The organism is Actinokineospora sp. NBRC 105648, assembly GCF_030269645.1.
In the GTDB taxonomy this organism is placed as follows: Bacteria; Actinomycetota; Actinomycetes; order Mycobacteriales; family Pseudonocardiaceae; genus Actinokineospora.
Map to the genome: position 1 here is coordinate 63515 of NZ_BSTR01000023.1, position 25370 is coordinate 88884.

The window sequence follows — 25370 nt, forward strand, 5'->3', positions numbered from 1 at the left end:
ACCGGCTGTGGACGTGAACCGGCTGACGCGGAAGTCGCAGGAGGCGCTGCGGTCCGCTCAGGAGGTCGCCCAGCGGCTCGGGCACACCGAGACCGACGGCGAACACCTCCTGCTGGCCCTGGTCGAGCAGCCCGATGGCCTGGTGCCGCGCCTGCTCACCCAGGCGGACGTGGACGTGCGGGCGGTGGCCGGAGATGTGCGGACCGCACTCTCCGGCCGCCCCCGGGTGACCGGACCGGGTGTCCAACCCGGACAGGTCAACCTCACCCGCCGGCTGCTCGGCCTGCTCGACACCGCGGCACGAGAAGCCAAGCGGCTCAGGGACGAGTACGTCAGCGTCGAGCACCTGCTGCTCGCGCTGGCGGAGGAGGGCGACACCACCAAGGCGGGCCAGGTCCTGGCGCGGCACGGCATCACGCGAGACCGGTTCCTGGAGAGCCTGACCAGGATCCGCGGCAACCAGCGCGTGCGCAGTGCCACGCCGGAGGGGACCTACGAGGCCCTCGAGAAGTACGGCCGCGACCTCGTGAACGACGCCCGGACCGGCGACCTCGACCCGGTGATCGGCCGGGACGCGGAGATCCGCCGGGTGGTCCAGATCCTGTCCCGCAAGACGAAGAACAACCCGGTGCTGATCGGCGAGCCCGGCGTCGGCAAGACCGCGATCGTCGAAGGGCTCGCGCAGCGGATCGTGCGCGGCGACGTGCCGGAAGGCCTCAGGGACAAGACGGTCTTCTCCCTCGACATGGGCTCTCTGGTGGCAGGCGCCAAGTACCGCGGCGAGTTCGAGGAGCGGCTCAAGGCCGTGCTCGCCGAGGTGCGGGCCGCCGAGGGCCGGATCCTGCTGTTCGTCGACGAGCTGCACACCGTCGTGGGCGCGGGCGCCGCCGAGGGATCGGTGGACGCGGGCAACATGCTCAAGCCCATGCTCGCGCGCGGTGAGCTGCACATGATCGGCGCCACCACGCTCGACGAGTACCGCGAGCACATCGAGTCCGACGCCGCGCTGGAACGACGGTTCCAGACCGTGGTCGTGGCCGAGCCGTCGCCCCAGGACGCGATCTCGATCCTGCGCGGGCTGCGGGAACGCCTCGAGGTCTACCACGGTGTCAAGATCCAGGACGCCGCGCTCGTCTCGGCCGTCGTGCTGTCCCAGCGCTACATCACCGACAGGTTCCTGCCGGACAAGGCGATCGACCTGGTGGACGAGGCGTGCGCGCGGCTGCGCACCGAGATCGACTCGATGCCCGCCGAACTGGACGAGATCTCGCGGCGCGTGACCCGGCTGGAGATCGAGGAAGCCGCACTGGCCGAGGAAACCGATCAGGCCAGCGAACAACGACTGGCCGCGCTGCGCAGGGAGCTCGCCGACCTCCGCGCCGAGCTCGATGCCACGACCGCGCAGTGGGAGGCGGAGCGGCAGGCCATCCGGCGCGTGCAGGACCTGCGCGGCGAGCTGGAACGCGTGCGCCGCGAAGCGGAAGAGGCGGAACGCGCCTACGACCTCAACCGAGCCGCGGAACTGCGCTACGGCAGGCTCGCCGAGCTGGGGAGCCAGCTCGCGTCCGAGGAGGACCGCCTCGCTGGCAAACAGGGTGCGCACCGACTTCTCAAGGAAGTGGTGACCGAGGACGAGATCGCCGAGATCGTCGCGGCCTGGACCGGCATCCCGGTGTCGAGACTCCAGGAGGGCGAGCGGGAGAAGCTGCTGAAGCTGGACCAGATCCTGCACGAGCGGGTGATCGGCCAGGACGAGGCCGTGCGGTTGGTCGCCGACGCGATCATCCGTGCGCGGGCGGGCGTGAAGGACCCGCGCAAGCCGATCGGGTCGTTCATCTTCATGGGCCCCACCGGGGTCGGCAAGACCGAGCTGGCGAAGACACTGGCGGCGGCCCTGTTCGACAGCGAGGACAACATGGTGCGCCTCGACATGAGCGAGTACCAGGAGAAGCACACGGTCTCGCGGCTCGTCGGCGCGCCGCCCGGCTACGTCGGCTACGACGAGGGCGGCCAGCTCACGGAAGCGGTGCGGCGCAAGCCCTACTCCGTCGTGCTGCTCGACGAGATGGAGAAGGCGCACCCGGACGTGTTCAACACGTTCCTGCAGGTGCTCGACGACGGCCGGATCACCGACGCGCAGGGCCGCACGGTCGACTTCCGCAACACCGTGATCATCATGACGTCCAACATCGGCTCTGAGTACCTGCTGGACGGCGTCACCTCCGACGGAGAGATCAAACCGGACGCGCGCGGGGCCGTGCTGGCGTCGCTGCGCGACCACTTCCGGCCCGAGTTCCTCAACCGCGTCGACGACATCGTGCTGTTCACACCGCTGCGGCTGGCGCAGATCGAACGCATCGTGGACCTGCAGTTCGCCGAGCTGCGCGCCCGGCTCGCCGAACGCCGGGTCAACGTCGAGCTCACTCCACCGGCCCGCGAGTTCATCGCCAAGCGTGGCTTCGACCCCGTCTACGGCGCGCGGCCGCTGCGCCGCTACGTCGCGCACGAGGTCGAGACGCGCGTGGCACGGGCGCTGATCGCGGGTGAGGTGCCGCAGGGCGCGACGATCCGCGTGGACGTGGCGGAGGGCGAGCTGTCGGTCATCACGTCCGGGGAGAGCGGGGTTGTCGCATGAGGACGACGAACATCGACTGCCCGAACTGCGGCAAGAACAACCGCATACCCGTGGCCGCACAGGGCAAGCCGAGGTGCGGCAACTGCGGCAGGCCACTGCCGTGGATCGTCGACGCGCTGGACGAGGATTTCGCCGAGGTGGCCGAGCAGGCGGGTGTTCCCGTGCTGGTGGACATGTGGGCGACGTGGTGCGGGCCGTGCCGGATGGTCAGCCCCGTGCTGGACCGGCTCGCACACGAGCGGGCCGGCGACATCAAGCTCGTGCGGGTGGACGTGGACCGCGCATCCCATCTGTCACAACGGTTCGACGTGCGTTCGATACCCACGCTGATGATCCTGCGCGATGGTGAGGTGATCGCGCGGCAACCCGGCGCGGTGCCCGCGCCCCAGCTGCGCGCCTGGCTCGACGACGCTCTCTTTCCCGAGGTGAGGACATGATCAGCCGATCCCTGCTGCGACAACTGCCCGCGCGCGTCACCACCGGCGCGTACGTGCTCAACTCCGGACTCGGCAAGCCGCACGCCGACCAGCAGACCGCCGAGTCGTTGCGGGGCTTCGCCTCGACCACGTATCCGGTGCTGGGCGAGCTCGACGCCCAGCGGTTCACGACACTGCTCGCGGCCGGGGAAATCGCGACCGGCGTGGCGCTGCTGGTGCCACTGGTGCCTGCGGTCATCGCCGGTGCCGCGCTCACGGGGTTCGCCTGCGCGTTGCTCGGTCTCTACCTGAGGACGCCCGGGACGCCGCAGCGGGGCGGCCTGCGTCCCACCGAGCAGGGCAGCTCGCTGGCGAAGGACGTGTGGTTGCCGGGGGTCGGCCGCTCACTGGTGCTCGACGACGTGTCGCGGGAGGGGCGATGACCGCGTTCGTGGACGAACACCTCGCACTCGTGCGCGACGTCGTGGCGCAGACCCCACAGGGATGCCGGGAGTGCCTCATCGCGGGCACCCCGTGGGTCCATCTGCGACTGTGCCTCACCTGTGGACACGTCGGCTGCTGCGACTCCTCACCGATGAAGCACGCGCGCGGCCACGCTTTCGGCACCGGCCACCCGATCGTGCGGTCCTTCGAACCCGGCGAGAACTGGCGGTGGTGCTATGTCGACCAAGCGCTCGTCTGACCGGCTTTCGTCAGGGCCGCAGGAGACACCGGACGAGCACGGTGCTTTCCCCCGTCTCGACGGCGACCAGATCGACCAGGTCGCGCTGTACGGCACACGGCGTCCGACACGGGAGGCGGAGGTGCTGTACGCCGAGGGCGACCGCGGCCACGACTTCTTCGTGATCGTCAGCGGCGTCGTGCGGGCCCTGGAGCACGGCGAGGTCGTGCGGGTGCACGGGCCCGGCCGGTTCCTCGGCGAACTCGGTCTGCTGGAAGGGCAACCGTCGTTCGTGACGACCGTCGTCGCACAGCCGGGCGAGGTCGTCCAGCTGACCGCGGACCGGCTGAGCGAGCTGGTGCGCGACGACCCGGTGCTGGGCGACCTCGTCCTGCGCGCGTACCTGATGCGCCGGGCGGTGCTGATCGGCAGGGGCAACGGGCTGCAGATCGTCGGCTCGTGCTTCTCACCGGACACCAAACGGCTGCTGGAGTTCACCGCGCGCAACCGGATCCCGCACCGGCTGGTCGACACGGACAAGGACACCGACGCCGAGGAACTGCTGCGCCGGTTCGGCGTCGGCGTCGACGAGAGCCCCGTGGTGGTGGTGCCCGGCGGTGAGACGCTGCGCGACCCGAGCAACCGGAGACTGGCTCAGGTGCTGGGTCTGCACGCGTCGTCTCCGCCGAGCGAGATGACCGACCTGCTCGTGGTCGGTGCGGGCCCCGGCGGCCTCGCGGCCGTCGTGTACGGCGCGGCGGACGGGCTCGACGTGGTGGCCGTCGACTCGATGGCGGCCGGTGGCCAGGCAGGCACGACGTCGCGGATCGAGAACTACCTGGGTTTCCCGGCCGGCATCTCCGGCCCGGAGCTGGCCGAACGCGCGGTGCTGCAGGCGGAGAAGTTCGGCGTGCCGGTGAACGTGTCGCTGGAGGCGGTCACGTTCTCCCCTCGCGACGGGCACTACGTGGTGGGCTTCGACGACTCGTCACAGGTCCGGACGCGATCGCTGGTGATCGCGACGGGCGCGCGCTACCGCAAGCTCGACCTGCCCCGGCTCGCCGACTTCGAGGCGACCGGCGTGCACTACGCCGCCACGATCCACGAGGCCCTCGCGTGCCAGGCGAACCCGGTCGCGATCGTGGGCGGTGGCAACTCGGGGGGCCAGGCGGCTGTGTTCCTCGCCGACCGGGTACCCAGCGTCCACCTGGTGGTGCGCGCCGCCGACCTGAACACGAACATGTCCCGCTACCTGGTCGACCGCGTGATGTGCCATCCACGGATCGAGGTGCTGCTGCACCACCAGGTCGTGGAGCTGCTGGGCGACAACCAGATCGAGGGCGTGGTTGTAGCGGACGACCAGACCCGCCACCGGCGCACGCTGTCGGCGCGGGCGTTGTTCGTGTTCATCGGCGCGACCCCGCGCACGGCCTGGCTCTCCTCACTGGTCGCACTCGACGAGGACGGCTTCGTCCGCACCGGCGAGCACGTCACGACCGACGACACCTGGTGGCACAAAGGCAGAAGACCGTTCCCGCTGGAGACGAACCGACCCGGCGTGTTCGCGATCGGCGACGCACGCAGCGGTTCGATCAAACGAGTCGGCTCCGCGGTCGGCGAGGGCGCGATGGTGGTCCGGCTCGTCCACGAACACCTCTCGTTCGGAGCGAGGACCTGACTCGGCGGCGGGTGTTCCTGGCAGGCCTGGTGCCGTGGTTGCCCACCGTGGGCGTCACCCACTCGACCGGCAACCCCATCCTTGGTTCGGATCTCGATAGTTGGCTCAGTTGCCCTGCGGAGCCAGCGATCTGTGGGCTGCCTCGGCGTACTCCGCCTCTCCTGGAACAGCTTGTCCCGCAGGCCTGGGCTTGACCCGGTTTGACGGACATCCGAGATCAGGGGACGCGTGTCCCTGGAGGGAGGCGGAGCGAGCGGGCGGCGGCAACGTCCAGCGGGCGTGCACGCTGCTAAAGGTCTCCCGGTCCGCCTACTACGCCCACCGCACCGCCACGCCCACCGACCACGCACGACAGGACGCCGACCTGGCCGCGCGGGTCGTCGCGATCCACGACGAATCCAAGGGCACCTACGGCGCGCCCAGAGTGCACGCCGAGCTGCGAGCCCGGGGGCATCGGCATTCCCGCAAACGCGTCGCCCGGCTCCTACGGCAGGCCGGACGTGCGGGGCGCGCACCGAGGCGGTGGCGCACCACCACCGTCCCCGACCCCGCCGCGACCGTCCCACCGGACCTGATCCGCCGCGACTTCACCTGCGCCGCAACAGATACAGACACACGGTCGTGCGGGGACATCACCTACATCCACACCTGGGAAGGGTGGCTCTACCTGGCCACCGTGATCGACATCGCCTCACGGCGTGTGGTCGGCTGGGCCACCGCCGACCACCTGCGCACCGACCTCGTCGCCCAAGCCCTCGACAACGCCGTACGCCGACGGCGCGCCCTTCGGCGCCCCGTGCGCGCCGGTGATCGTGCTCGCGATCCCCGGCAGCAATGAGAGCTGGGTCGGGCGCGACACCACCGAGGCCTGCGGCATGCTGGCCAACATCACCCCCGCCGTGCGCGGCCAACTCGGACACGACACGGTCCGCGCGCACTGCCTCGACAACCCCGCCTGGCTCGACGCCTGTTACTTCCAGAGCAAGGACGCCGGTTACCGGGCCGCCTGGTCCGCCCTCGACACCTACGCCCGCGACTGCCCCACCAGCAAGCTGGTCCTGCTCGGCTACTCCCAGGGCGCCCACATCGCCGGTGACCTGGTTGCCACGATCGCCACCGAGGCCAGCCCGGTCTCGCCCGCGCGGATCTCCACGTTCGTGCTGCTGGCCGACCCGGCGCGCAGCCCTACCCACCACACCCTGGGCGCCGCGTTCCCTGGCATCGGCGCCGCAGGGGCTCGCGGCGGATTCGGTGACCTCACCGACCGGGTCGTCGAGCTGTGCGTCGACATCGACCCCGGCTGCAACGCCTGGAGCATCGACCACGGCCTGCTCATCGCGGGGCTCGGCACCGCCGCACACCAGAACTGCAACAACCTCCCCCTCGACGGCCGCCGCACCTTCACCACCTGGATCACCGACCACGTGGTCAAGACTCTCGCCTTATCCCGGCGAAGAACGCCCGCCCAGGCGAGCCTCCGACTGGTAGGCGGCTACGACCGGAGGGGGAGGAGAACGTGCTCCTCCTCCGGTCTACTGGAGATTGTTCTACCCCTGCCGTGTCGTCGCAGGTATAGAGCCACCGGCTTCGCCACCCGCTTGGCGAGGTTGCTGCGGATCTCAGCCTCGCTCGGTGGACGGCAGGAGCTCGCCGGCCCGGTCGGGTCTCAGCGGTTTGTGGACTTGGTCCAGGCTTCGCCTCCGGTGCGGCTTCCAGCACGATTCCCGGTACGACCTCCGGTGGTTTCTCGGGAGAGGGATCTGGCGCGGGCTGCGGCGGTATCTCGGGCCACGTCTGCGGTGGCGAGCCGAACGCGCGTCGGGCGGCCCCGGTGGCCAAGGTGGCTGGCCAGTGTGCTCGGCGACCTTGTTGATGGTCGTGGAGCCGGACCGGCCCAGGGGGATCCCCATGACGAGCGCCCGGCGGCGTTCGACCTCGTCGAGTCGGACCCCGTGGACCTCGGCCACCGAAAGCACGAACAGGGTGCTCAGCTCGAGAGAGGAGATCGCCTCGCCCGCCGAGAGCGCCAGCGCGATGCCGGTGCCGACGGCGGGCGCGGGCGCGGCGCCTCCGACCGCGGCTCCCGTACCCGCTAGGGCGTCGATGTACATTCGTTCCAGGGTGCGGACAAGCTGCGCCGGTGTCGCCTCAGGGTCGCGCTGGCGGGCCCGGGCAACGTTTCTTGCTGACCAGCGGTGCCCGCGCGCCGATGGCCTTGTCCAGCAGGTCCGGTATCGGCTGGCCCCGCTCGCTCGACACCGGAACTGGACCTTCAAAGGCGTCAACGGCCACACCGACCTCCCACGAGTCGTCACGTCCTCGACCAGTCTCCCGCCCGACATCACCGACAACACTGTCGACGACCGCGTCGAACTCAGCCGAGCCAACGCCTCAGCCCGCTGTCGCCGTGCCGGATGTCGAGCCGGGCAGGAGGTGCAGCAGTGTCAGTAGCCCCACCGAGTGGATACGCCCCGCGGCGCGGACCACGCGTGATCAACATTTGCGGCCACGCCACGACCTGAGCCGGAGAGCGGTAGGACGTGCCGCTACAGCGAAGCCGCCCTCCCGACTGCGCGCAGCGTGTGGAGGGGCCATCGGGTTTGGGCATGAGGATGCCGCACCCAAGCCCGTTGGGATTCCACAGTAGTTCTTCGATCCATCTTCATGTCTCGCGCGCTTCGCGACGAGGTGAGGCTTTTGTTGGGGAACCATTCACGGCCGGTGTTCCGGCTCGGACAGTAAAGAGACAAGTGCTGCGAATCCGGTAACAAGATCGGCGCTACGGCCATATACACGGCGACGACAGTTCCCGGCGACCTGGAGTTCGGCAGTGGATGATCGGTGGCGCAAGCGGCTCGCCGTCGGCGCGTGGACCGCGGTGTTCGCGGTCGCGGCGGGGGTGGTCACGGTGGCGGCCACCGGGGACAAGCAGCCCGAACTGGATTTTCAGCAGCCGGGGCACTGGGTCTACGGCGCCGACGGCAAGGCCGTCTACCACGTCGACGGGGGGACCAAGAAGGTCGACTCGCGCACCGGGGAGATAGAGCTCGGTCCCGATCACACGATCGTGCAGAGCGAGAACCAGGTGCTGGTGGCGGAGAACGGGAAGGTCACCGAGTTCGGGAAGTCCACGTTGGCCGTGCAGGACCACGTGGACGTCGGCATCAACGAGGTGCCGGTGGGGCTTGAGGTGGTCGGTGGTCCGTACCTGGTCTACCGGCAGGCGGGCACAATCGTCCGCTTCGGCCAGGGGAAGCCCACGATCGTGTCGGTCAAGGGCCCGCTGGGTGACCCGGCGGTCACCGACGATGGCACGGTGTGGGTGCAGCGACAGGACAGCGCGGCGCTGTGCAGCATCGATCGGGTGGCCACTGAGGCGCAGTGTCCGGCGACCGCCCCGGGCAACCGGCGCGGGACGATGGCGGCGATCGGCACCCAGGCCCTCTTCGTCGACGCCGCGGCCGGGACGGTCTCCGCCGTGGGCAGCGGCGGACTGGGGCTCACCACGTCGCTCGGGGAGCGTGTCGCTGACGCCAGGGTGGCGTCGTCGACCACCGGCGGCAGGCTCGCGATCGTGGACCAGCAGGCGCAGCGCCTGGTGCTCGCCGACGTCAGCACGGTTGCCGGCGGTGCTACAGCCGCCCGGCCGGTGAGCGTCCCACTGGGTGACGGCGACTACGCCACCCCGGTGCCGACCGACGGTGCGGTAGTGGTGCTCGACCGCAAGGCCAACCGCGTCCTCACCTTCGACAGCTCCGGGGGCAGGCGCTCGACGACACCGCTGCCGGAGGGCTTGGGGAAGCCGAGGATCTCCCGCGGTGAGGACGGCCGGGTCTACGTGGACGGTCAGTCCGGGAAGCACACGCTGGTGGTCGACAAGGACGGCTCGGTCGCCTCCGTCCTACTCGGGAAGCCCGACCTGCCCGCGCCGAGCACCCGCAAGCCCGCTCCGCCGTCCCCGCAGCCGGCACCGCCGGTGAAACCGCCCGCCACGACACAACCGAAGCCGCCGCCGCCCGCGAAGGCGACCCCGCCCGGCCCGCCGACGTCCATCAGCGCCCAGCCCGGCAACGCCCTGGTGACGTTGTCCTGGGCCGCGGCGGACCCGCACGGAGCCGCGGTGTCGGCGTACCAGATCACCTGGCGCGTCACCGATGGCGACGGGTCCGGCGGGTCGAGCACGGTCGGCGGGTCGCAGTTGTCCACCGCGATCCCCGACCTGCGCAACGGGACCACGTACGTCTTCAGCATCGCCGCGGCCAACGCCGCCGGCCCCGGCCCGTCAGCGGACTCCCCGCCCGCCAGACCGAGTTCCCAGGTCCCCGGGACACCGGGCAAACCCACCGCTACCGCCCCCTCCGGCGGGACGGTCGAGCTGACCTGGCGGGCGGCATCCGGCGAGGGCAGGCAGGTTACCGCCTACACGGTCACGGCCACGGGTGACGACGGCAGCTCGGTCAACGCGGCTCGGGCCTCCGGCACCACCGCGACCCTGGACAAGGACATCCTCGTCCTGGGGACCACTTACACGTTCACCGTCACGGCCACCAACGACGCGAACATCACCGGTAGCCCCTCCGAGGCGAGCAACCCGGTGACGCCGTACCAGCCCGCCTCGGCACCGGGGGGTGCCCAGGCCGCGGGTGGCGACCGCACAGTGACCCTCACCTGGCAGCCGTCCGAACTCAACGGCGGTGAACTGGTGGGCTACCGGGTCACCGCACCCGGGGTGGCGGCCCAGACCGTGACCGACACCCGGGCGGCGTTCTCCGGTCTCACCAACGGGAAGCAGTACGACTTCGCGATCGCCGCGCAGACCCGCCAGAAGGGACAGTCCGGGACTCCCGTCACCGGCGAGCCCGCCCAGGCCATCGGCACACCGGGGCGCACACCCGAGGTCGGTGTTGTCGCCGCGAGGCAGAACGGTGACCGGCAGATCGTGGTGACGGTGTCCGTGGACGACCACTCCAGCGGTCCGGTCACCTGTCACATCTCTTTGGACGGCCTGGGGGAGCGCTGGACCGGCGGCTGCGGCAACGGCCAGGAGATCAACCTCGGCGGCCTCGACTACTCGACCACCTACACCGCCCGCGCCTCGGGCAGCAACTCCTTCGGTGGCGGCCCCCAAGGCGGCTCAACCGCTCAGGCCAGGACCAACGACCCACCCCCGCCGCCGCGCACGGTGATCGTGAGCAAGGGGCCCTACAAGACCACGACTGTCGGGTCGTGCAAGACCGCGCCACCCTGCGCCTTGATCAATGTCTCGATGCGCAACTTCGCGCCCAACACCAACTTCACCGTCGAGTGCCATGACGACAACCCCGATGGCGGCCGCTCCTACTACGAGTACGGGGTGAAGACCAATGGTGCTGGCAGCAACGACAGTGCCACCTGCATCTACGGCTTCAACGGCAACGTCTGGGCTGTGGTCGCAGGTGTCGAATCCAACCATGTTCATTGGTAGAGGAAAAGGATGATGAACTCCGCCACCCCGCACGTCTCCGCTCCCAGCCCTGGTGCGGCGTTCGACATGATCGCGGCGAACGTCCAGCAGGTCGTCAAGGGCAAGCCCGAGGTGGTCCGGCTCGCCGTGGCCGCATTGCTGGCCCAGGGACACCTGTTGATCGAAGATGTCCCCGGGCTGGGCAAGACCACCCTCGCCCGGTCGATCGCCGCGAGCGTCAACGGCCGCTTCAGCAGGATCCAGTTCACCCCGGACCTGCTGCCCGGTGAGATCACCGGTGGCCAGATCCTGCACCGCGACCCGCAAACCGGCAGCGAGGGGTTCACCTTCCACCCCGGCCCGATTTTCGGCAACATCGTGATGGCCGACGAGATCAACCGGGGCACTCCCAAGACCCAGTCGGCCCTGCTCGAGGTCATGGCAGAGGGCAGCGTCACCGTCGACTCGGAGCGGTACCTCGTGCCGCAGCCCTTCATGGTGTTCGCCACCCAGAACCCGATCGAGCTGGAGGGCACCTACCGGCTCCCCGAGGCCCAGCTCGACCGCTTCCTCATGCGGATCGCGGTCGGCTACCCCGACCGCGACGCCGAGGTCAACGTGGTCCTCCACGACTCGGTCGGTGTCCGGCCGGAGGGATTGCGCCCCGTCCTCGACATCCAGCAGCTGGACGCGATCATCTCGGTAGTGCGGACGATCCGCGTCGACCCAGTGTTGGCTGGCTACGCGGTCGATCTCGCGGCGGCCACCCGCCGCGACGAGCGCGTGTCCGTCGGGGCCAGCCCGCGCGGGAGCATCGCCCTGGTGCGCGCTGCCCGCGGTTGGGCGGCGACGTGGGGGCGGGACTTCGTGACGGCAGACGACATCCGCGACGTCACCCACGCGGTGCTCGACCACCGGGTCATCCTGACGCCCGAGGCCGAGTTCGCGAAGGTCACCGGCGCATCCGTGGTCGACAAGCTCCTCAACGACTCCGCCGAGTACGCCAGGACGCTCGCCGCCGCCGTCGGGGCCCGATGATCAACCGTCCGGTCGTCAGGCTGACGCCCCGGGGGATCGGGTTGCTGGCCGCCTCGGCGGTGTGCTTCGCCGCGGGTGAGGCGCTCGGTCACGAGGTGCCCCGGATCCTCGCGGGTGCTGCGCTGGCCGCCGTCGTGGCGGGTGTGCTCCTCTGCGTGCGCCCCCTGAGCGTCGACGTCGAGCGCACCGTCTGGCCCGACCGCGTGGAACGCGGCAAGCCCGCCGTGGCCACGCTGGTCGCCACCAACCCCACCGGCCGGGCCACCGCTGCGTTCTCCGCGCTCGACCCGCCCGCCCAGCACCCGGTCGGCATCGACAGACTACGGCCTCAGGCGCGGGGGAACGCGACGTACGCCCTGCCGAGCGAACGGCGCGGCCGGATCGCCGTGGGCCCGCTCACCCTGCACCGGCGTGACCTCCTCGGTCTCGTCACCGGCAGGGTCACCACCGGGTCCGTGTCGACGCTGTGGGTGTACCCGAGGACACACGACGTGCTGGTCGTGGCAGGTGCACACCTGCGGCACCACCACGACGGCGTCTACGGCGATCCGCCGGTGCGCGGCTCGATTGATCTGCGGGCGGTCCGCGAGTACATGCCCGGCGACGAGCCCCGGCACATCCACTGGTGGGCCACCGCCCGGACCGGGACGGTGATGGTCCGCGACTACGTCGATCCCGCGCGCCCCCGGTTCACCGTCCTACTGGACACCCGTGACGCGACTCTGCGACCCGCCGAGTTCGAGAACGCGGTGGAGATCGCCGCATCGCTGGTCAAGGCGGCCTGTGCCCAGGGCTGTCGGACCCGCCTGGGCACCACCGGCGGGCTCGACCTCGACGTCGAACCCGGTCTGGTCGGGCAGCACGCGCTGCTCGACGCGCTGTGCGAGGTGGCGCAGCACGCCGCCGGACCAGCCGAACCGGTGCGCCTGCCCGCCGGCCGCGACCCCGGTGCCCGCAGCGCCTTCATCACCGGGGGAGTGGGCGCCACCGATCCCGCGACCCTGGCCGCCGTCGTGCGCCACGCGCGGCGGGTGACGGTGTTCGACGTCTCGGCGTCTCCCCCGGTCGGGCCGGTGGCCTCGTCGGTGGTGACGATCCGCGAAACGGACCCCGCCACCGCGCTCACCGTCTGGGCGGGCGGTCTCGCCGCGATGGGGAGGGTGTCGTGAACCGGGTACTCGCCGGTGTCGGGGTCGTGGTCGCCGCCGCGATCGCCGGGTTCTCCTTCAGCCCCGTGTTCGGCTACGCGGGCCTGCTCGTCCCGGTGGCGGTGGTCGCCGCCGCCACCTTCGCCGCCGACCTGGTGACCCGCACCCGGGGCGGTGCGGTGCGGGCACCACTCGCGCTGCTCTTGGCCGTGCTCGCCCTGGTGCCCACCGTGCTGCGCGCGACCACCCAGTCCGGGGTGCTGCCCACCGCCGCGACCTGGTCGACCCTCTACGAGGGCACGGTCCACGGCTGGGTGCGGGTGCTGGACAGCACGTGGCCCGCCCGCCCGGACCCGGACACCGTGCTGTTCGTGCCCGTGTTGGTCCTCGCGGCGGCCGTGTTGGGTCTGGAGTTCCTGCGCCGTGAGGTCAGCGCGCTGGCGGCGTTGCTGCCCGCGACCCTGGTGCTCGGACTGGGCCAGTGTTTCCGCGTCGCCGAGGGTGGGGCCGCGATCGTCTTGGTCGCCGCCTTCAGCGTCGCGGCCGGGGTGGTGCTGGCGACCTCCCGACCGGAACGGACATCGACGACCGCGAGCCGGGTGCGGGTGCTGCCCGTGCTCGCCACCGTGGTCTCCCTCGTCGCGGGCCTGGCCGTGTTCGGCGCGGTCGACCCGGTGGGCAGGCCGCCGTACTCAGTGGCGAGTGATCACCAGACGCCGCAGGTGGTGTCGAGCGTGGTGAACCCGCTGACCGAGGTCGGGGCCCGACTGTCCACACCCGACACGGTGGCCTTCACCGCCCGCACCGGCGCGTCCGCCGACCGCTGGACACTGGCCGTGCTCGACCGCTTCGACGGCAGCACGTGGAGCACGTCCGCGCGCTTCCGCGACCTCGGCAGCGACCTCGCACCCGCGTCCGGGACCACCGTGCCCGTCCAACGACGGCACGCCGACATCGAGGTCGATTCCGTCCCCGGCGCCTGGCTGCCCACGCAGTCGCGGACCCGCGAGGTGCACGGCACCGCACCGGTCGTCGACCCCGACACCGGCACGCTGCTCTCGACCACCGCCACCCCCGGGCTGCGGTACGCGATGGACTGGGACGCCCCCGAGGTCCCGCCGGAAGCCCTGTCGAGGGCGACCATCGCGCCGATCGAGGCGAGCACGGGCGGTGTCCCGGCCGACCTGGTCGCGCTCGCGAAGGACGCCACCAAGGGCCTCGGTGCCTCCGTGCGGTCGGCACTGACCCTGGAGACCTGGTTCCGGCAGCAGTACAAGGTCGCCGACGGCACCGACATCCCCACCGGTCACGGGTACGCGCAGCTACAGTTCTTCCTGCTCGAGAGCAAGCGCGGCACCAGCGAGCAGTTCGCCTCGGCCTACGCGGTGCTCGCCCGCGCGGTGAACATCCCGAGCCGGGTCGCCGTCGGGTTCCGGCAACCCGAGGACGAGTCCGACGGAATCCACGTCGTGCGCAACGCCGACGTCTTCGCCTGGCCGGAGGTGCTCGTCTCCGGGATCGGGTGGATTCCCCTCGACCCCACCGGTGCCACCGCGGGTACCGGTGACGACAGCATCGCCAAGGCCATCGAGAAAGCCAGGTCCACCACAGTGGACCCGGCGACGGAGCCCAAGGCGCAGCTCACTGATCCGCTGCCCCCGCCACTGCCGCCACCGCCGCCCCCACTACCGGATCCCTTGGTTCAGTGGATTCTGGTCGGCGTGCTGGTCGTGCTCCTCGTCGCCATGGTGGTTCCCGTGGTCAAGTCGGTCCGCGCCCGCCGTCGCCGTCACCCATCGGCGATGCCGGAAGCCGTTGTGGGCGCGTGGTTGGAGGCGCGGGACCGCCTGCGCGACCAGGGTGTGCGGGTCCGACGAGGGATGACCGTGCGGGACGTCGCCCACCTGGTCTGGCCGCAGCACCCCGCCGCGGCCGAACCGCTCCTGGCGCTGACCAGGACGGTGGACGTCGCCGTCTGGTCGGGCCGGACGGTCACGTCGGCGACCGTGGCGGAGGCGTGGGCCGCGGCCGACGCCGTCCGGCGGACCGTGGCGGGGAAGTCCTTCGGCAGCAGGGTGCGCGACCTCTTCTCGGTCCGCGGACTGCGACCGCTCGACTCCTGAGCCCGGAAGGGGTCCGGCGCTCAGGGGTTCACACAACTCCCGCCCCGGATCCCCTTCGGGACGCTCTCACCGGTGGTCTTGCCGTCCGGTGAGCCCTGTACCAGGAAGCAGTACGTCTTCGTCGGGTCGACCGTCGCGGTGTAGGTGGTGTTGGCGTAGACGATCTTGGTCACGGCCGGACCTCCCGCGCCCTGCTCCGCGATCACCACCGCGTACTCCCACTCTGGCGGTCCTGTCCATGAAAGGTCCACAGTGGACTGATGGTCCACCGGGTCGGCGAGTGCGATGACCGGGGCCGGGATGTCCGGCGGTTTGGTCAGGGTGGTCGGGACCGCGCCTGCTCCCGTCGAGGGCGGCCGCAGTGCGAAGTAGGCGCCGCCCGCGACGACCACGGCCACCAGGGCGCCCGCGCCGACCAGGAGCGCAATCGGCTTCTTCCGCGCCGTCGCGGGCGGGGCAGTCTCCCGAAGAGTCGTGGCCGGAGCGCCTGGTGCGCTCGGTGGGGGCGGTGCCTGGGGCGCCCACGGTGGGGCACCGGGATCGCGATTCGTAGTGACGACGGGGGAGGCTGGTTGGCCGGGTGCCCGCACGACGGTGTCACCCGCCAGGGCGCTCAGCCTCTCGGCCGCCCTGGCAGCGCCCGGTCGATCGGCGTGGTCCGCGGCGAGCATGGACACCACCACCTCTGCCAGCGCACTCGGGACACCGGGCAGATCGGCGACCCGCACCGTGCGCATCAGGGCGCGCCGCCCGTAGGCGAGCTGGGGTTCGTCGAGGAACCTGGGCACCGGCGGGGCGCCGTTGAGCACGGTGAACAGGCTGGACCCCAACCCGTAGACATCGGACTTCTGATCGGCGTTGTTGCGCCAGACCTCCGGTGCCGCGTGCTCCCAGGTCGCCGCGTCCTGGGTGTTCTCGGCCGAGGTGAGCCCGAAGTCGGACAGCCTCGCCTCGCCGTCCTCGGTGAGCAGGATGTTGGACGGGCTGATGTCACCGTGCCGCTTGCCATACCGGTGGAAGGTCGCCAGCGCCGTCGCCACCTCGGCGCCGATCCGGGCCACCGCCTCCGGCGCAGGCCGCCGCCCGCCCTCGATCGTGCCGCCGAGTGAACCCGCGCACAGTTCCATCGCGAGGTAGGGCCGGTGGTCGGTGGTGAAGCCCTTGTCGAAGAAGGTGACAAAACCACGGATCTTCCCGGCCTCGGCGACGGTCTTGCACTCGGCCTGGAAGTCCTTGCGCGTGCCGGGATCGGTCAGCGGTGCGGAGAACACCTTGACCGCGACCTCCCGCATGTCGCCTTGCCAGGCCCGGTAGACGGTCGCGCTGCCGCCCTGACCGATCTCGGTGAGGTTCTCGTAGCCGGGGATCTGCGGGACCTCTTGGCGCCGCTGGTCTCCCGTTTGGGGCGAGTCCACCCGGGCAGCGTATCGAGGAGCCGGTGCGCGGCGATAGTCACAGCAACCACCACGGAAGAGGGGGACGCGTGCGCGTTCGAGTATCGGTCCGCGATCCACGGATCGATCGTCCGCAGGACGTCGCGATCGAGTGCGACCCCGACCACCGGGTGGGGGAGGTGCTCGACCTGGTGGCTGGATCCCTCGGTCTGTCAGGGAATCCGGCCGTGGACGGTGCCGTGGCGGACCGGTCGACCACCATGGGCGACTCCGCGGTGCGCGACGGGTGCCTGCTCGACTACTCGGGTTTGTCCCGCGCACCGGCCGCGTCCCGGCGGGGGCCCCTCCTGCGCGTGCTGTCCGGCGCGGACACGGGCCAGGTCCTGCCCTTGGAACGGGGTCGGGCGGTTGTCGTCGGACGCGGACCGGGGGTCGACCTCGACCTGGCCGACACCGACGTCTCACGCATGCACGCGTCTGTGCGCTGGCTGGGGGACCGCACGGAGGTCGTCGACCTGGGATCGGTGAACAAGACCAGGATCAGCCACGCCGGGCGGTTCGCCGACGTGCCCTTCCTCGACAAACACCGCCCGGTCGACCTGCCGCCGGGGGAACGGTTCCAGGTGGGCGGTGTGCGGCTGGCCGTGGAGGTCTCCGGCGACCCCGCCGTCACCCGACCGGACGGCCAGGGCCGCCTCATGCTCAACCGCGCACCCAGGCACCGCGTCCCCGCGCCGACCGGGAGCATCGCGCTACCGAGCACGCCCTCGGCGCTGGAACCGATGCGCGTCCCGATCCTGTTGCCCGCCTTGGCCGCATTGGTCCCCGGCGTCGTCCTCGCCCTCGTCTTCGGACACATGATCTACCTGTTGTTCGCCATCCTGTCACCGCTGACCGCACTCGGCATGTGGTGGCAGGGAAAGCGGACCGAGCGGACGCGGAAGGTCCGCGTCGAGGGTGAGTACGCGGAGAAGGTCGGCGCCGCCCGCCGCCTCGCCCTGGCGCACACCGACGACGAGGACGCCCACCTCCGGGGCGAGTGGCCGGAACCGCGGGGCCTGCTGCGGGCGGCCATGGACCGCACGTCCGCGCTGTGGCAGCGGCTCCCCGCGGACGACGACTGGCTCCGGATCCGGCTCGGCACCGCCTCCCGGCCGCCGTCGGTGCCGATGACCGGCCCGATCCCCGTGAAGGACTGGCCCGCGCTGTCGCTTGTCGACGCACCGCACGGCGTCGACCTCGGTTCGGCGGGGGCGCTGGGGATCGCGGGCGCGCCGGGGGAGATCGCTGGTGTGCTCGACTGGGTCCTGCTCCAGACCGCTGTGCTGCACGGCCCGGACCTGCGGATCGCGGTCATCGCCCCGAACGCGCCCGGACTGGCCTGGGCGCGGTGGCTCCCGCACGTCCGGCGCGCCGACGGTTCGGTCCGCGCGGCGTGGACCGACGACACCGTCGCCCCCCTGGTCGCCGAACTGACCGCCGCGATCACCCGGAACCAGGACGGCCGCACCGCAGTGCGACCGCACACCCTGGTTGTGCTGGTGGGGACGGCCCGGCTCGGTGCCCGCTCCGAGGTGGCGGCGCTGCTGCGCGACGGGGCGGCGGCAGGTCTGCGATTCGTCTGCGTCGACTCCGGTGTCGCGGGTCTGCCCGCCCAGTGCACAGCGGTGCTGTCGGTGGGCGCGCCGGCGCGCCTGTGGGTGTCCGGTCGCGACGAGGTCACCCTGGCCCCCGACCGCGTCGACCCGGTGTCCGCGGAGGACGCAGCGCGGTCCTTGGCCCCGTTGAGACTAGTGGGCTCAGGGGCGGACGCGGGCTTCCCCGACGTCGTCAGGCTCGGAGACCTGATGCCTGACACCACGCCCGCCGTGCTCGCTGCCCGGTGGGCGACCGCCGCGGACGAGACGTCGGTCCCAGTGGGTGTCGATCCGGCGGGCCCGGTCTCCATCGACATCTCCGACGGAGACCGCGCGCACGGCCCGCACGGCGTTGTCGTCGGGCGCCCGGGATCCGGCAAGAGCGAATTCCTGATCACGCTGCTCACCAGCCTCGCCGTCGCGAACCCGCCCTCGCGCCTGAACTTCCTCTTCGTCGACTACAAGGGTGGCGCCACCTTCCGCGATCTGCGCAGGCTCCCGCACGTCGTCGGCGAGGTCACCAACCTGAGCGGTTCGCCGACAAGGGTGCTCACCTCGCTCAGGACGGAGCTCGACCGCAGGGAGGTCCTCTTCGATCGCGCGGGCGTCGGCAACTTCACCGACTACGGCCTGGCTGCAGAGGCCGACACCACGCTGCCACCACTGGCCAGGCTGGTCATCGTCATCGACGAGTTCGCCGAATTGAACGCGCGCGTGCCCAAGGTGGTCGAGGAGTTGGTCAGCGTCACCCGCAAGGGCAGGTCCGTCGGTGTGCACCTGATCCTGGCCACGCAGGTCGCGGGTGACGTAGGCGGCTCGATGATCGCGAACATGCGGATGCGCGTATGCCTGCGCGTGTTCAGCACCTCCGACAGCAGCAAAATCCTCAACGGCCGGGACGACGCCGCGCTGATGCCTGCCGGGCAGGCGGGACGGGCCTTCGTCCTGCGCGAGGACGAACTCCGCGAGGTCCAGCCCGCGTGGTCCGCGGCACCGGCTGGTGATGCCACGGCGCTGCCTGCCAGGGCTGTGCCGCTGCACTGGGATGACACAGCCCTCCCGGCGCGGGGCAAGAGCGAGTCGAACGCGCTGCACACCGATCTGCACGACCTCCTCGACCGCATCGCCGTTGCCGCCGAGCAGACCGGTCTGGTGCCGCCGCACCGGCCGTGGGTGGACCCGCTGCCGAGGGTCTTGACCCTCGATGAGCTGATGCCCGTGCCGGACGGCATGCTGCTCGGCTGCCGCGACGAGCCGCTGCACCAGCGGCAGGACCAGTTCTCCCTCCCGCTCGGCACGGGCAACCTGCTGGTCATCGGCGGGGCCGGGACCGGCAGGTCCACTGCGCTGCGCGGCATCGCGGCGGGGCTGGTGGCCGCAGGGCCGGTGGCGATCTACGCCGTCGACGGTGCCCGCGGTCTCGCCGACCTCGCCGGGTTGCCGCAGTGCGGCGCGGTCATCCCCGCGGACGAGACCTGGCGGATCGACCGGCTGTTCGACCGGTTGGAGGCCACGACCCGCGAACGGCTGGACCTGTTGTCGGAGAGCGGTTTCGCGTCACTGGCGGAATGGCGCGCCGTCGACCCCGTCCTGGCGCCTGTCCACATCGTCGTGTTCGTCGACGACGCCGACACGCTCCACCCCGACCGCTCGGGCCGGTTCGACCGGCTCACCGCGCTCTCCGTCGGTGCCCAACGGGCGGGGATCACGTTCTGCCTGTCCACTCGCGACACCACGTTCTCCCGCCCCTACCTGCGGCCCTTCGCGCACCAGCTCTGCCTGCGGGTGGCGGACGGTTCGAGGGTGGGTGTGATCGAGCTGCCCAGGGGAGTGGACGTCACCGCCCTGCCCGCACCCGGCCGGGCGGTCTGGTGTGCGGACGGCACCGAGGTCCAGTTCCCGGTGCTCACCGGTGATCTCACCGGACCCGCCCAGCGCCAGGCCTTCCTGGCGCACGTCGAGCGGGCGGTCGTCGGCCCGGACGCCCGGCCCGCGCCGTTCCGGGTCGACGGCCTGCCGAAGAAGACCACTCTCGCCGAGGTCCTGCGCGCCCCGGGCAAGGCCCCGGCCGGGTTCCCGGTCCTCTTCGGCCTCTCGGGTGACGAGGTAGGCCAGCACTGGGTCGACGCCGCCGAGGCGGGTGGGGTCATCACGGTGGCGGGGCCGCCCAAGTCCGGTCGGAGCACGGCGGTCAGCACCATGGCCGTGTCGCTTGCCCGCACCGGGGTGAAGGTCGTGCTGGTGCGCGATCGCGCGTGCCCGGAACACGGGTGGGCGGCCGCCGACGGCGTGGACATCGTTTCCCCAGACCGCCTGGCCGACCTGGTCGGTTCGGGGATCGGGGCGGTCGTCGTCGATGACGCCGACCGGGTGGTCATCCCGGATGAGGTGGTGGCCCGCCTCGGCGGCGCCGACGGGCCACTGCTGATCGGCTCCGCCCAGCTCGACCGGCTGCCTGCCTTGTTCGGGGCGACGGCGCTGGTCAAGAAGCTGGCGGCCACCGAGACGGGTGTGCTGCTCGCGCCGACGCGGGGGACGTTCCTCGGAGTGACCTTCGGTGCCGAGGCTCTCTTCGCCTGCCCACCCGGGCGAGGTCACTTCGTCGGCAGGGCGGGCAGGGTCGTCGGTCAGGTCCCGCTGCCCGGCTGACCGGCCGCGGGTCGGCCTGCGGTCATCGCCAGGGTGTCGGCGATCGTGCGGAAGATCGTCGCGAACTCGTCCGCCAGGTCCACGTTGGGGGTGAGGAAAGACAAGACGGCGGCGCGGTCGGCGCCGGGGAAAGGGATGAAGTACCGGTGGAACAGCGCAGGCACCGGCTCGGTCCACTCCGGACGGTTCAGTTCGATCCGCCCGGTGGCCAGCACCGCGGTCCCCGCCGCGAGTTCGACCCCGGTGACCTCCAAGTCGTCCTTCGCCGACAGCGCCCGGCGGATGCCCGCGATCCCGTCTACCGGCGGGGAGATCGCCAGCAGGACGTTGGCGGTGAGGACCAGCGGTTCTCCACCGGCCGCCGCCTCGACCACGTCGGTGTAGCACCCGGCCAGCACGATGTCGGCCATCGCGGACAACCTGCGCAGTTCGGCCGTCACCGGTGCCGCGATCCGGTCGAGCACGGCCAGGTCGACCCGGTCGCCCCACTGCTCGACCGCCGTCCGGCGCAGGTCCGCGGCGATGTCCTCCACCCGGGGGTCGAGTTCCAGCCACTCCTTCGGCAGCCGCAGTGCCACCGATCCCGTCACCGCGGTCATCTCCTACCTCCCAGGACGTCCTCGCCGACGCCGACCACCACGTCGGTGATGAGGTCGACGCCGTTCTCGGCGACGTTCGCCTCGACCGAAGTCGGGTCGGACGGATCTCCGCCCTGCAACATCTCCACCGTCTTGCTGATCCCCTTCCCGGTGTCGGCGCCGAAGGCACCCAGTTCGAGCAACGCCTTGGCGTCTTGGGCGATCGCGGCGTTCTCCCTGAGGAGTCTGAAGTGGGGGGTCACCTTCGGCGCGACTTCCACCGTCTCCCAGAGGACCTTCCGCGCCACCCCATCGAGGTGGGTGTTGTTGTCGAAGCTCAGCGTCCGCTTGACGTCGCGCAGACCTTCTATCAGTTCGCTGCCGGAGACCAGCGGCTTGCCCTTGGGGGAGCCCGCGAACAGCTTGGTCGTCACGCCGGTGACCACCATGTCGACACCCGCGTCGATCATGTCCCCCTGCTTTCCCGGATCCGCTGCGGCCTGTGCCATCCGCCCGCCGAGCGCGGCGGCCTTGAATGCCAGCCCGGTCCCGGTCATGACCCGGTTGACCGTCGCGCCGAGCGCGAGCCCGGCCGCCAGGCCCGCGGGCCCACCGATCAGGAAGCCCCCCGCCGCGCAGGCTATGACGGCCACCGGAGCGAGCGAGAGCAGCACGTCACCCGCGGCGGAAAGGAAGTCGACGAACTCGTCGAACCCCTTGGAGGTCACCAGTTCGATGACACCGTCGTGCGCCCGCTCGAGGAAGTTCCTGGGCTGGATCCCCTCGTCACTGGCTTCGTCCAACGCCCGCACGGCCCGGTGCGCGGCGCTGTCGCGCTGTTCGGCGGCGCTCTCGGCGAGTCGCCGCGCGGCGGTGAAGCGGTCGTCCGCCGACTCCGCGTCGGTGCCTGCCCGCTCGGCCCGCCGGTCGGCGTCCTGCCTGGCCGCCTCGGCCTCCGACGCGGTCCGCCCCTGTCGCTCGGCCTCGCCGAGGTGCAGGTTGGCAGTGGCCAGGTCACCGGTCATCTCGGCGGCGCCGCGGGCTGTGTTCGCGAGCATCTGCCGCGCCCTGGCCTTCGTGGCGGCGTCCGCGAGGGCTCGCGCCGCCGTCCGCTCGGTGTGTTCACGACCGCGCGCCCCGTCCCTGTCGGCGACGGCACTGTCCGCGTCGCGACCCGCCCGCCGCGCGATGTCCTGGGCCTCGCCGAGCGCGGTGGCGTAGGACAACAGCGCCGCGCGCGCGTCATCGTGGGAGTGCTGCAGCTTCGTCAGGTCGTCGCACGCCTGTTCCAACGTGGTCCGGAACGCGAGTGCGGCCTGCCCCGTCCAGATGTCGTCCACCTCGCTGCCCGCTATCCGGTGCAGGGCCTTGTTCGCCAGCTCCGCCGTGGTGGACACAGTCCCGAACAACGCCGCAACCCGCCGAACCCCGTCCGGCTCACCTGGCGTGGGGTCGTACCCGAGGGCGCTCACCTGGTGAACCCGACGAACGCGTTCGTGCCTGCCTGCTCGACCTCGGCGTACATCCGCAGAGCCGCCTCCAACGAGTCGATGGTGCTGCCCAGGTTGTCCCTGATCCGCTCCCGCCCATCATCCCACCGGTCGACAAACCGGGCCACGGCCCTGCTCACCGGCACCGACCCGCTGACCGCCTCGTCGAGGCGCTGCCCCCGCTGCCCTCCCAGATCGTCGCGCAGCGACCGCAGCTCGCCGAGCAACCGCGCCACCGCACCGACATCGACCGCGAAACCAGCACCATCGGCCACTGGGCAACCCCTCCCTCGTCTCACCGGAGATCGTGCCCGCCTCGGGTGCCGTTACGACGTGGCCTCCGACGGAGGCCCGCCGTTGTGGTGCACCTTTCTGCCGTGTGATCCGAAGAAGCTCGGCTCGAGGAAAAGGAGAGGCGATGGAAGGTGAAAGTCCTCCGGCGAGGCCTGTGTCAGTTTGGCAGGTTCAGGCGGTGGAAGCATCTGCTTGGAGGAGTTCGGTGAATACCTCGCTTGGTTTCTTCCAGTGGTGGAGTTTACGGGTCGGTCGTTGATCTCCGCGGCGATGGCGGCGAGGTAGGTGGGGTCGCTGGTGATCTCGACGCCTGTGGGCAGGTACTCGCGGACGATGCGGTTGAGGTTCTCGTTGCTGCCGCGTTCCCAGGGTGAGTGCGGGTGGGCGAAGAACACCGGCAAACCTGTCGCTGTGACATCGGAGTGCAGAGCCATTTCCGACCCGCAGTCCCACGTCAACGACCGCTTCACCGTTGCGGGGAGGTCGCCGACGGCGGCGATGATCGCCTGGGTCACGGTCAGCGAGTGCCGCCCGGTCAGCGGGATGAGGATGAGGAACCGGCTGGTGCGCTCGACCAGGGTCGTCACCGCGGTTGTGCCGCCCTTGCCGATCACCAGGTCCCCTTCCCGGTGACCAGGCACAGCACGGCCTTCGACCTCGTCGGGGCGTTCGTCGATGTAGTGGGGCTCCCGGATCCGCGGTGCCGGTGCGGGGCGCGGACCGGTCCGTTTCGTGCGGCTGGTGCGCAACGCGATCAACTCCCGGCGCAGCGTCGCGACCGGTTGGGCGTAACTCCTGCTCAACCGGGACTGCAAAACGTTCGGTGTAACTCCCGATCATGGAAGGCACCTGATGACCGACATGATGTCCGGCGGGAGAACGCCGAGAACTCGAAGCCCGCAACCGGACTGGACGGCCTGGACGAGCAGCTCGTGGCGCAGTTGGTGAGCCACGCCCAGGCCAGTGGGCTGCAGCTGACCTGCGAGGGCGGGGTGCTGGCGCAGCTGACCAAGCGGCTGCTGGAGTCCGCGCTCGAGGGTGAGATCACCGACCACCTCGGCTATGACAAGCACGACCCAGTCGGCCGTGGGACCGGTAACTCGCGCAACGGCACCGGTCCAAGACCGTGCTCACCGACGTTGGCCCGGTCGAGATCGACGTGCCGCGTGACCGGGACGCTAGCTTCGAGCCGAAGATCGTGGCCAAGCGTCAGAAACGCCTGGGCGGGGTCGACGAGATGGTGATCTCCCTGGCCGCGAAGGGTCTCACGACCGGTGAGATCTCCGCGCACTTGGCCGAGGTCTACGGGGCCGAGGTGTCCCGGCAGACGATCTCCACGATCACCGACAAGGTCATCGAGGGCATGGTCGAGTGGCAGAACCGGCCCCTGGACCCGGTCTATCCGGTGATCTTCATCGACGCCATCCACGTCAAGATCCGCGACGGGCAGGTCGCCAACCGGCCCATCTATGTCGCGCTCGCGGTCACCTCCGAGGGCCGCCGCGACATCCTCGGACTGTGGGCCGGCGACGGCGGCGAGGGCGCCAAGTACTGGCTGCACGTGCTCACCGAACTCGAGAACCAGGGCGTGGCTGACGTGCTCATGGTCGTCTGCGACGGCGTGACCGGCCTGCCGGATGCGATCACCACGGTCTGGCCGCAGACGATCACTCAGACTTGCGTGGTTCACTTGTTGCGCAACATTTTCGCTACGCCGGCCGTCAGCATTGGGACGCCATCGCCAAGGCGCTCAAGCCGGTCTATACCGCAGCCACCGAGGCCGCCGCGCGGGAGCGGTTCGCCGAGTTCGCGCAGGAGTGGGGCGGCAGGTGTCCGGCGATCGTGCGGTTGTGGGACAACGCCTGGGCGGAGTTCGTGCCGTTCCTGGTGTTCGATCCGGAGATCCGGCGGGTGATCTGCTCGACCAACGCGATCGAGAGCGTTAACGCCCGCATCCGCCGCGCGGTCAAGGCCCGCGGGCACTTCCCGAACGAGCAAGCCGCGCTCAAGTGCGTCTACATGGCGAGCATGAGCCTCGACCCGACCGGCGCAGGCCGTAAACGCTGGACCATGCGGTGGAAACCCGCACTGAACGCGTTCGAGATCGCCTTCGACGGTCGCCTGGCCGCCGGACGCAAGTAGTTCCCCTTCAACCCGAGTTACAC

The 25370-nt window shown here is 70.9% G+C and carries 16 protein-coding genes and 2 pseudogenes; 13 read left to right on the plus strand and 5 right to left on the minus strand.

The window, feature by feature from the left end; translation table 11 throughout:
- Window positions 1–7: 7 nt before the first annotated feature.
- The 11 genes from clpB to QSK30_RS20785 all read left to right on the plus strand — a co-directional run bounded on the left by clpB (window position 8) and on the right by QSK30_RS20785 (window position 15163).
- Complete coding sequence (gene clpB / locus QSK30_RS20735) at window positions 8–2635, plus strand: ATP-dependent chaperone ClpB (RefSeq protein ID WP_285505018.1); 2628 nt, start codon at window positions 8–10, stop codon at window positions 2633–2635.
- Window positions 2632–3072 (plus strand): thioredoxin, encoded by a 441-nt coding sequence (gene trxA / locus QSK30_RS20740; protein ID WP_285505020.1) that lies wholly within the window; start codon window positions 2632–2634, stop codon window positions 3070–3072. Before clpB ends, trxA begins: the two co-directional genes overlap by 4 nt.
- Window positions 3069–3494, plus strand: coding sequence for a hypothetical protein (locus tag QSK30_RS20745; RefSeq protein ID WP_285505021.1), 426 nt, complete (start codon window positions 3069–3071; stop codon window positions 3492–3494). Before trxA ends, QSK30_RS20745 begins: the two co-directional genes overlap by 4 nt.
- Window positions 3491–3754, plus strand: a complete 264-nt coding sequence (locus QSK30_RS20750) for a ubiquitin carboxyl-terminal hydrolase 14 (RefSeq protein ID WP_285505023.1) — start codon at window positions 3491–3493, stop codon at window positions 3752–3754. Before QSK30_RS20745 ends, QSK30_RS20750 begins: the two co-directional genes overlap by 4 nt.
- Entirely contained in the window at window positions 3732–5411 is a 1680-nt protein-coding gene (locus tag QSK30_RS20755; protein WP_285505024.1) for an FAD-dependent oxidoreductase, read from the plus strand. The genes QSK30_RS20750 and QSK30_RS20755 overlap by 23 nt, the downstream gene beginning before the upstream one ends.
- Window positions 5412–5601: 190 nt before the next feature.
- Window positions 5602–6249: an IS3 family transposase gene (locus QSK30_RS20760; RefSeq protein ID WP_285505025.1), complete on the plus strand. Its 648-nt coding sequence runs from the start codon at window positions 5602–5604 to the stop codon at window positions 6247–6249.
- Window positions 6218–7507, plus strand: coding sequence for a cutinase family protein (locus QSK30_RS20765; protein WP_285505026.1), 1290 nt, complete (start codon window positions 6218–6220; stop codon window positions 7505–7507). Before QSK30_RS20760 ends, QSK30_RS20765 begins: the two co-directional genes overlap by 32 nt.
- Before the next feature lie 734 nt (window positions 7508–8241).
- The gene (locus QSK30_RS20770; protein WP_285505027.1) at window positions 8242–10875 is read left to right on the plus strand and encodes a fibronectin type III domain-containing protein; all 2634 of its coding nucleotides are present in this window, start codon (window positions 8242–8244) and stop codon (window positions 10873–10875) included.
- Window positions 10876–10884: 9 nt separating this feature from the next.
- On the plus strand, window positions 10885–11892 hold the full coding sequence (locus QSK30_RS20775; RefSeq protein WP_285505028.1) for an AAA family ATPase: 1008 nt from the start codon (window positions 10885–10887) through the stop codon (window positions 11890–11892).
- Complete coding sequence (locus QSK30_RS20780; RefSeq protein ID WP_285505030.1) at window positions 11889–13061, plus strand: DUF58 domain-containing protein; 1173 nt, start codon at window positions 11889–11891, stop codon at window positions 13059–13061. Before QSK30_RS20775 ends, QSK30_RS20780 begins: the two co-directional genes overlap by 4 nt.
- Entirely contained in the window at window positions 13058–15163 is a 2106-nt protein-coding gene (locus QSK30_RS20785; protein ID WP_285505031.1) for a transglutaminase TgpA family protein, read from the plus strand. Before QSK30_RS20780 ends, QSK30_RS20785 begins: the two co-directional genes overlap by 4 nt.
- A 20-nt stretch (window positions 15164–15183) precedes the next feature.
- Here QSK30_RS20785 and QSK30_RS20790 read toward each other — a convergent pair whose 3' ends face one another.
- Window positions 15184–16578 (minus strand): serine/threonine-protein kinase, encoded by a 1395-nt coding sequence (locus tag QSK30_RS20790; RefSeq protein WP_285505033.1) that lies wholly within the window; start codon window positions 16576–16578, stop codon window positions 15184–15186.
- Window positions 16579–16646: 68 nt separating this feature from the next.
- Here QSK30_RS20790 and QSK30_RS20795 point away from each other — a divergent pair, with 68 nt between their 5' ends.
- Entirely contained in the window at window positions 16647–20843 is a 4197-nt protein-coding gene (locus QSK30_RS20795) for a type VII secretion EssC family protein (protein ID WP_285505034.1), read from the plus strand.
- Here the strand turns inward: QSK30_RS20795 and QSK30_RS20800 are convergent.
- The 4 genes and pseudogenes from QSK30_RS20800 to QSK30_RS20815 form a co-directional block, all read right to left on the minus strand.
- Window positions 20822–21442, minus strand: coding sequence for a hypothetical protein (locus QSK30_RS20800; protein WP_285505035.1), 621 nt, complete (start codon window positions 21440–21442; stop codon window positions 20822–20824). The two genes, QSK30_RS20795 and QSK30_RS20800, sit on opposite strands and share 22 nt — an antisense overlap.
- Window positions 21439–22893 carry a hypothetical protein gene (locus QSK30_RS20805; protein WP_285505036.1) on the minus strand — a complete coding sequence of 485 codons (1455 nt, stop codon included), beginning with the start codon at window positions 22891–22893 and terminating at the stop codon, window positions 21439–21441. Before QSK30_RS20805 ends, QSK30_RS20800 begins: the two co-directional genes overlap by 4 nt.
- On the minus strand, window positions 22890–23186 hold the full coding sequence (locus QSK30_RS20810) for a hypothetical protein (protein WP_285505037.1): 297 nt from the start codon (window positions 23184–23186) through the stop codon (window positions 22890–22892). Before QSK30_RS20810 ends, QSK30_RS20805 begins: the two co-directional genes overlap by 4 nt.
- A gap of 190 nt (window positions 23187–23376) precedes the next feature.
- Window positions 23377–23996, minus strand: a pseudogene (locus tag QSK30_RS20815) (IS30 family transposase); the annotation flags it as partial.
- Between the two features lie 73 nt (window positions 23997–24069).
- Here QSK30_RS20815 and QSK30_RS20820 point away from each other — a divergent pair.
- Window positions 24070–25347: pseudogene (locus tag QSK30_RS20820) on the plus strand (IS256 family transposase).
- The last annotated feature ends 23 nt before the right edge of the window (window positions 25348–25370 follow it).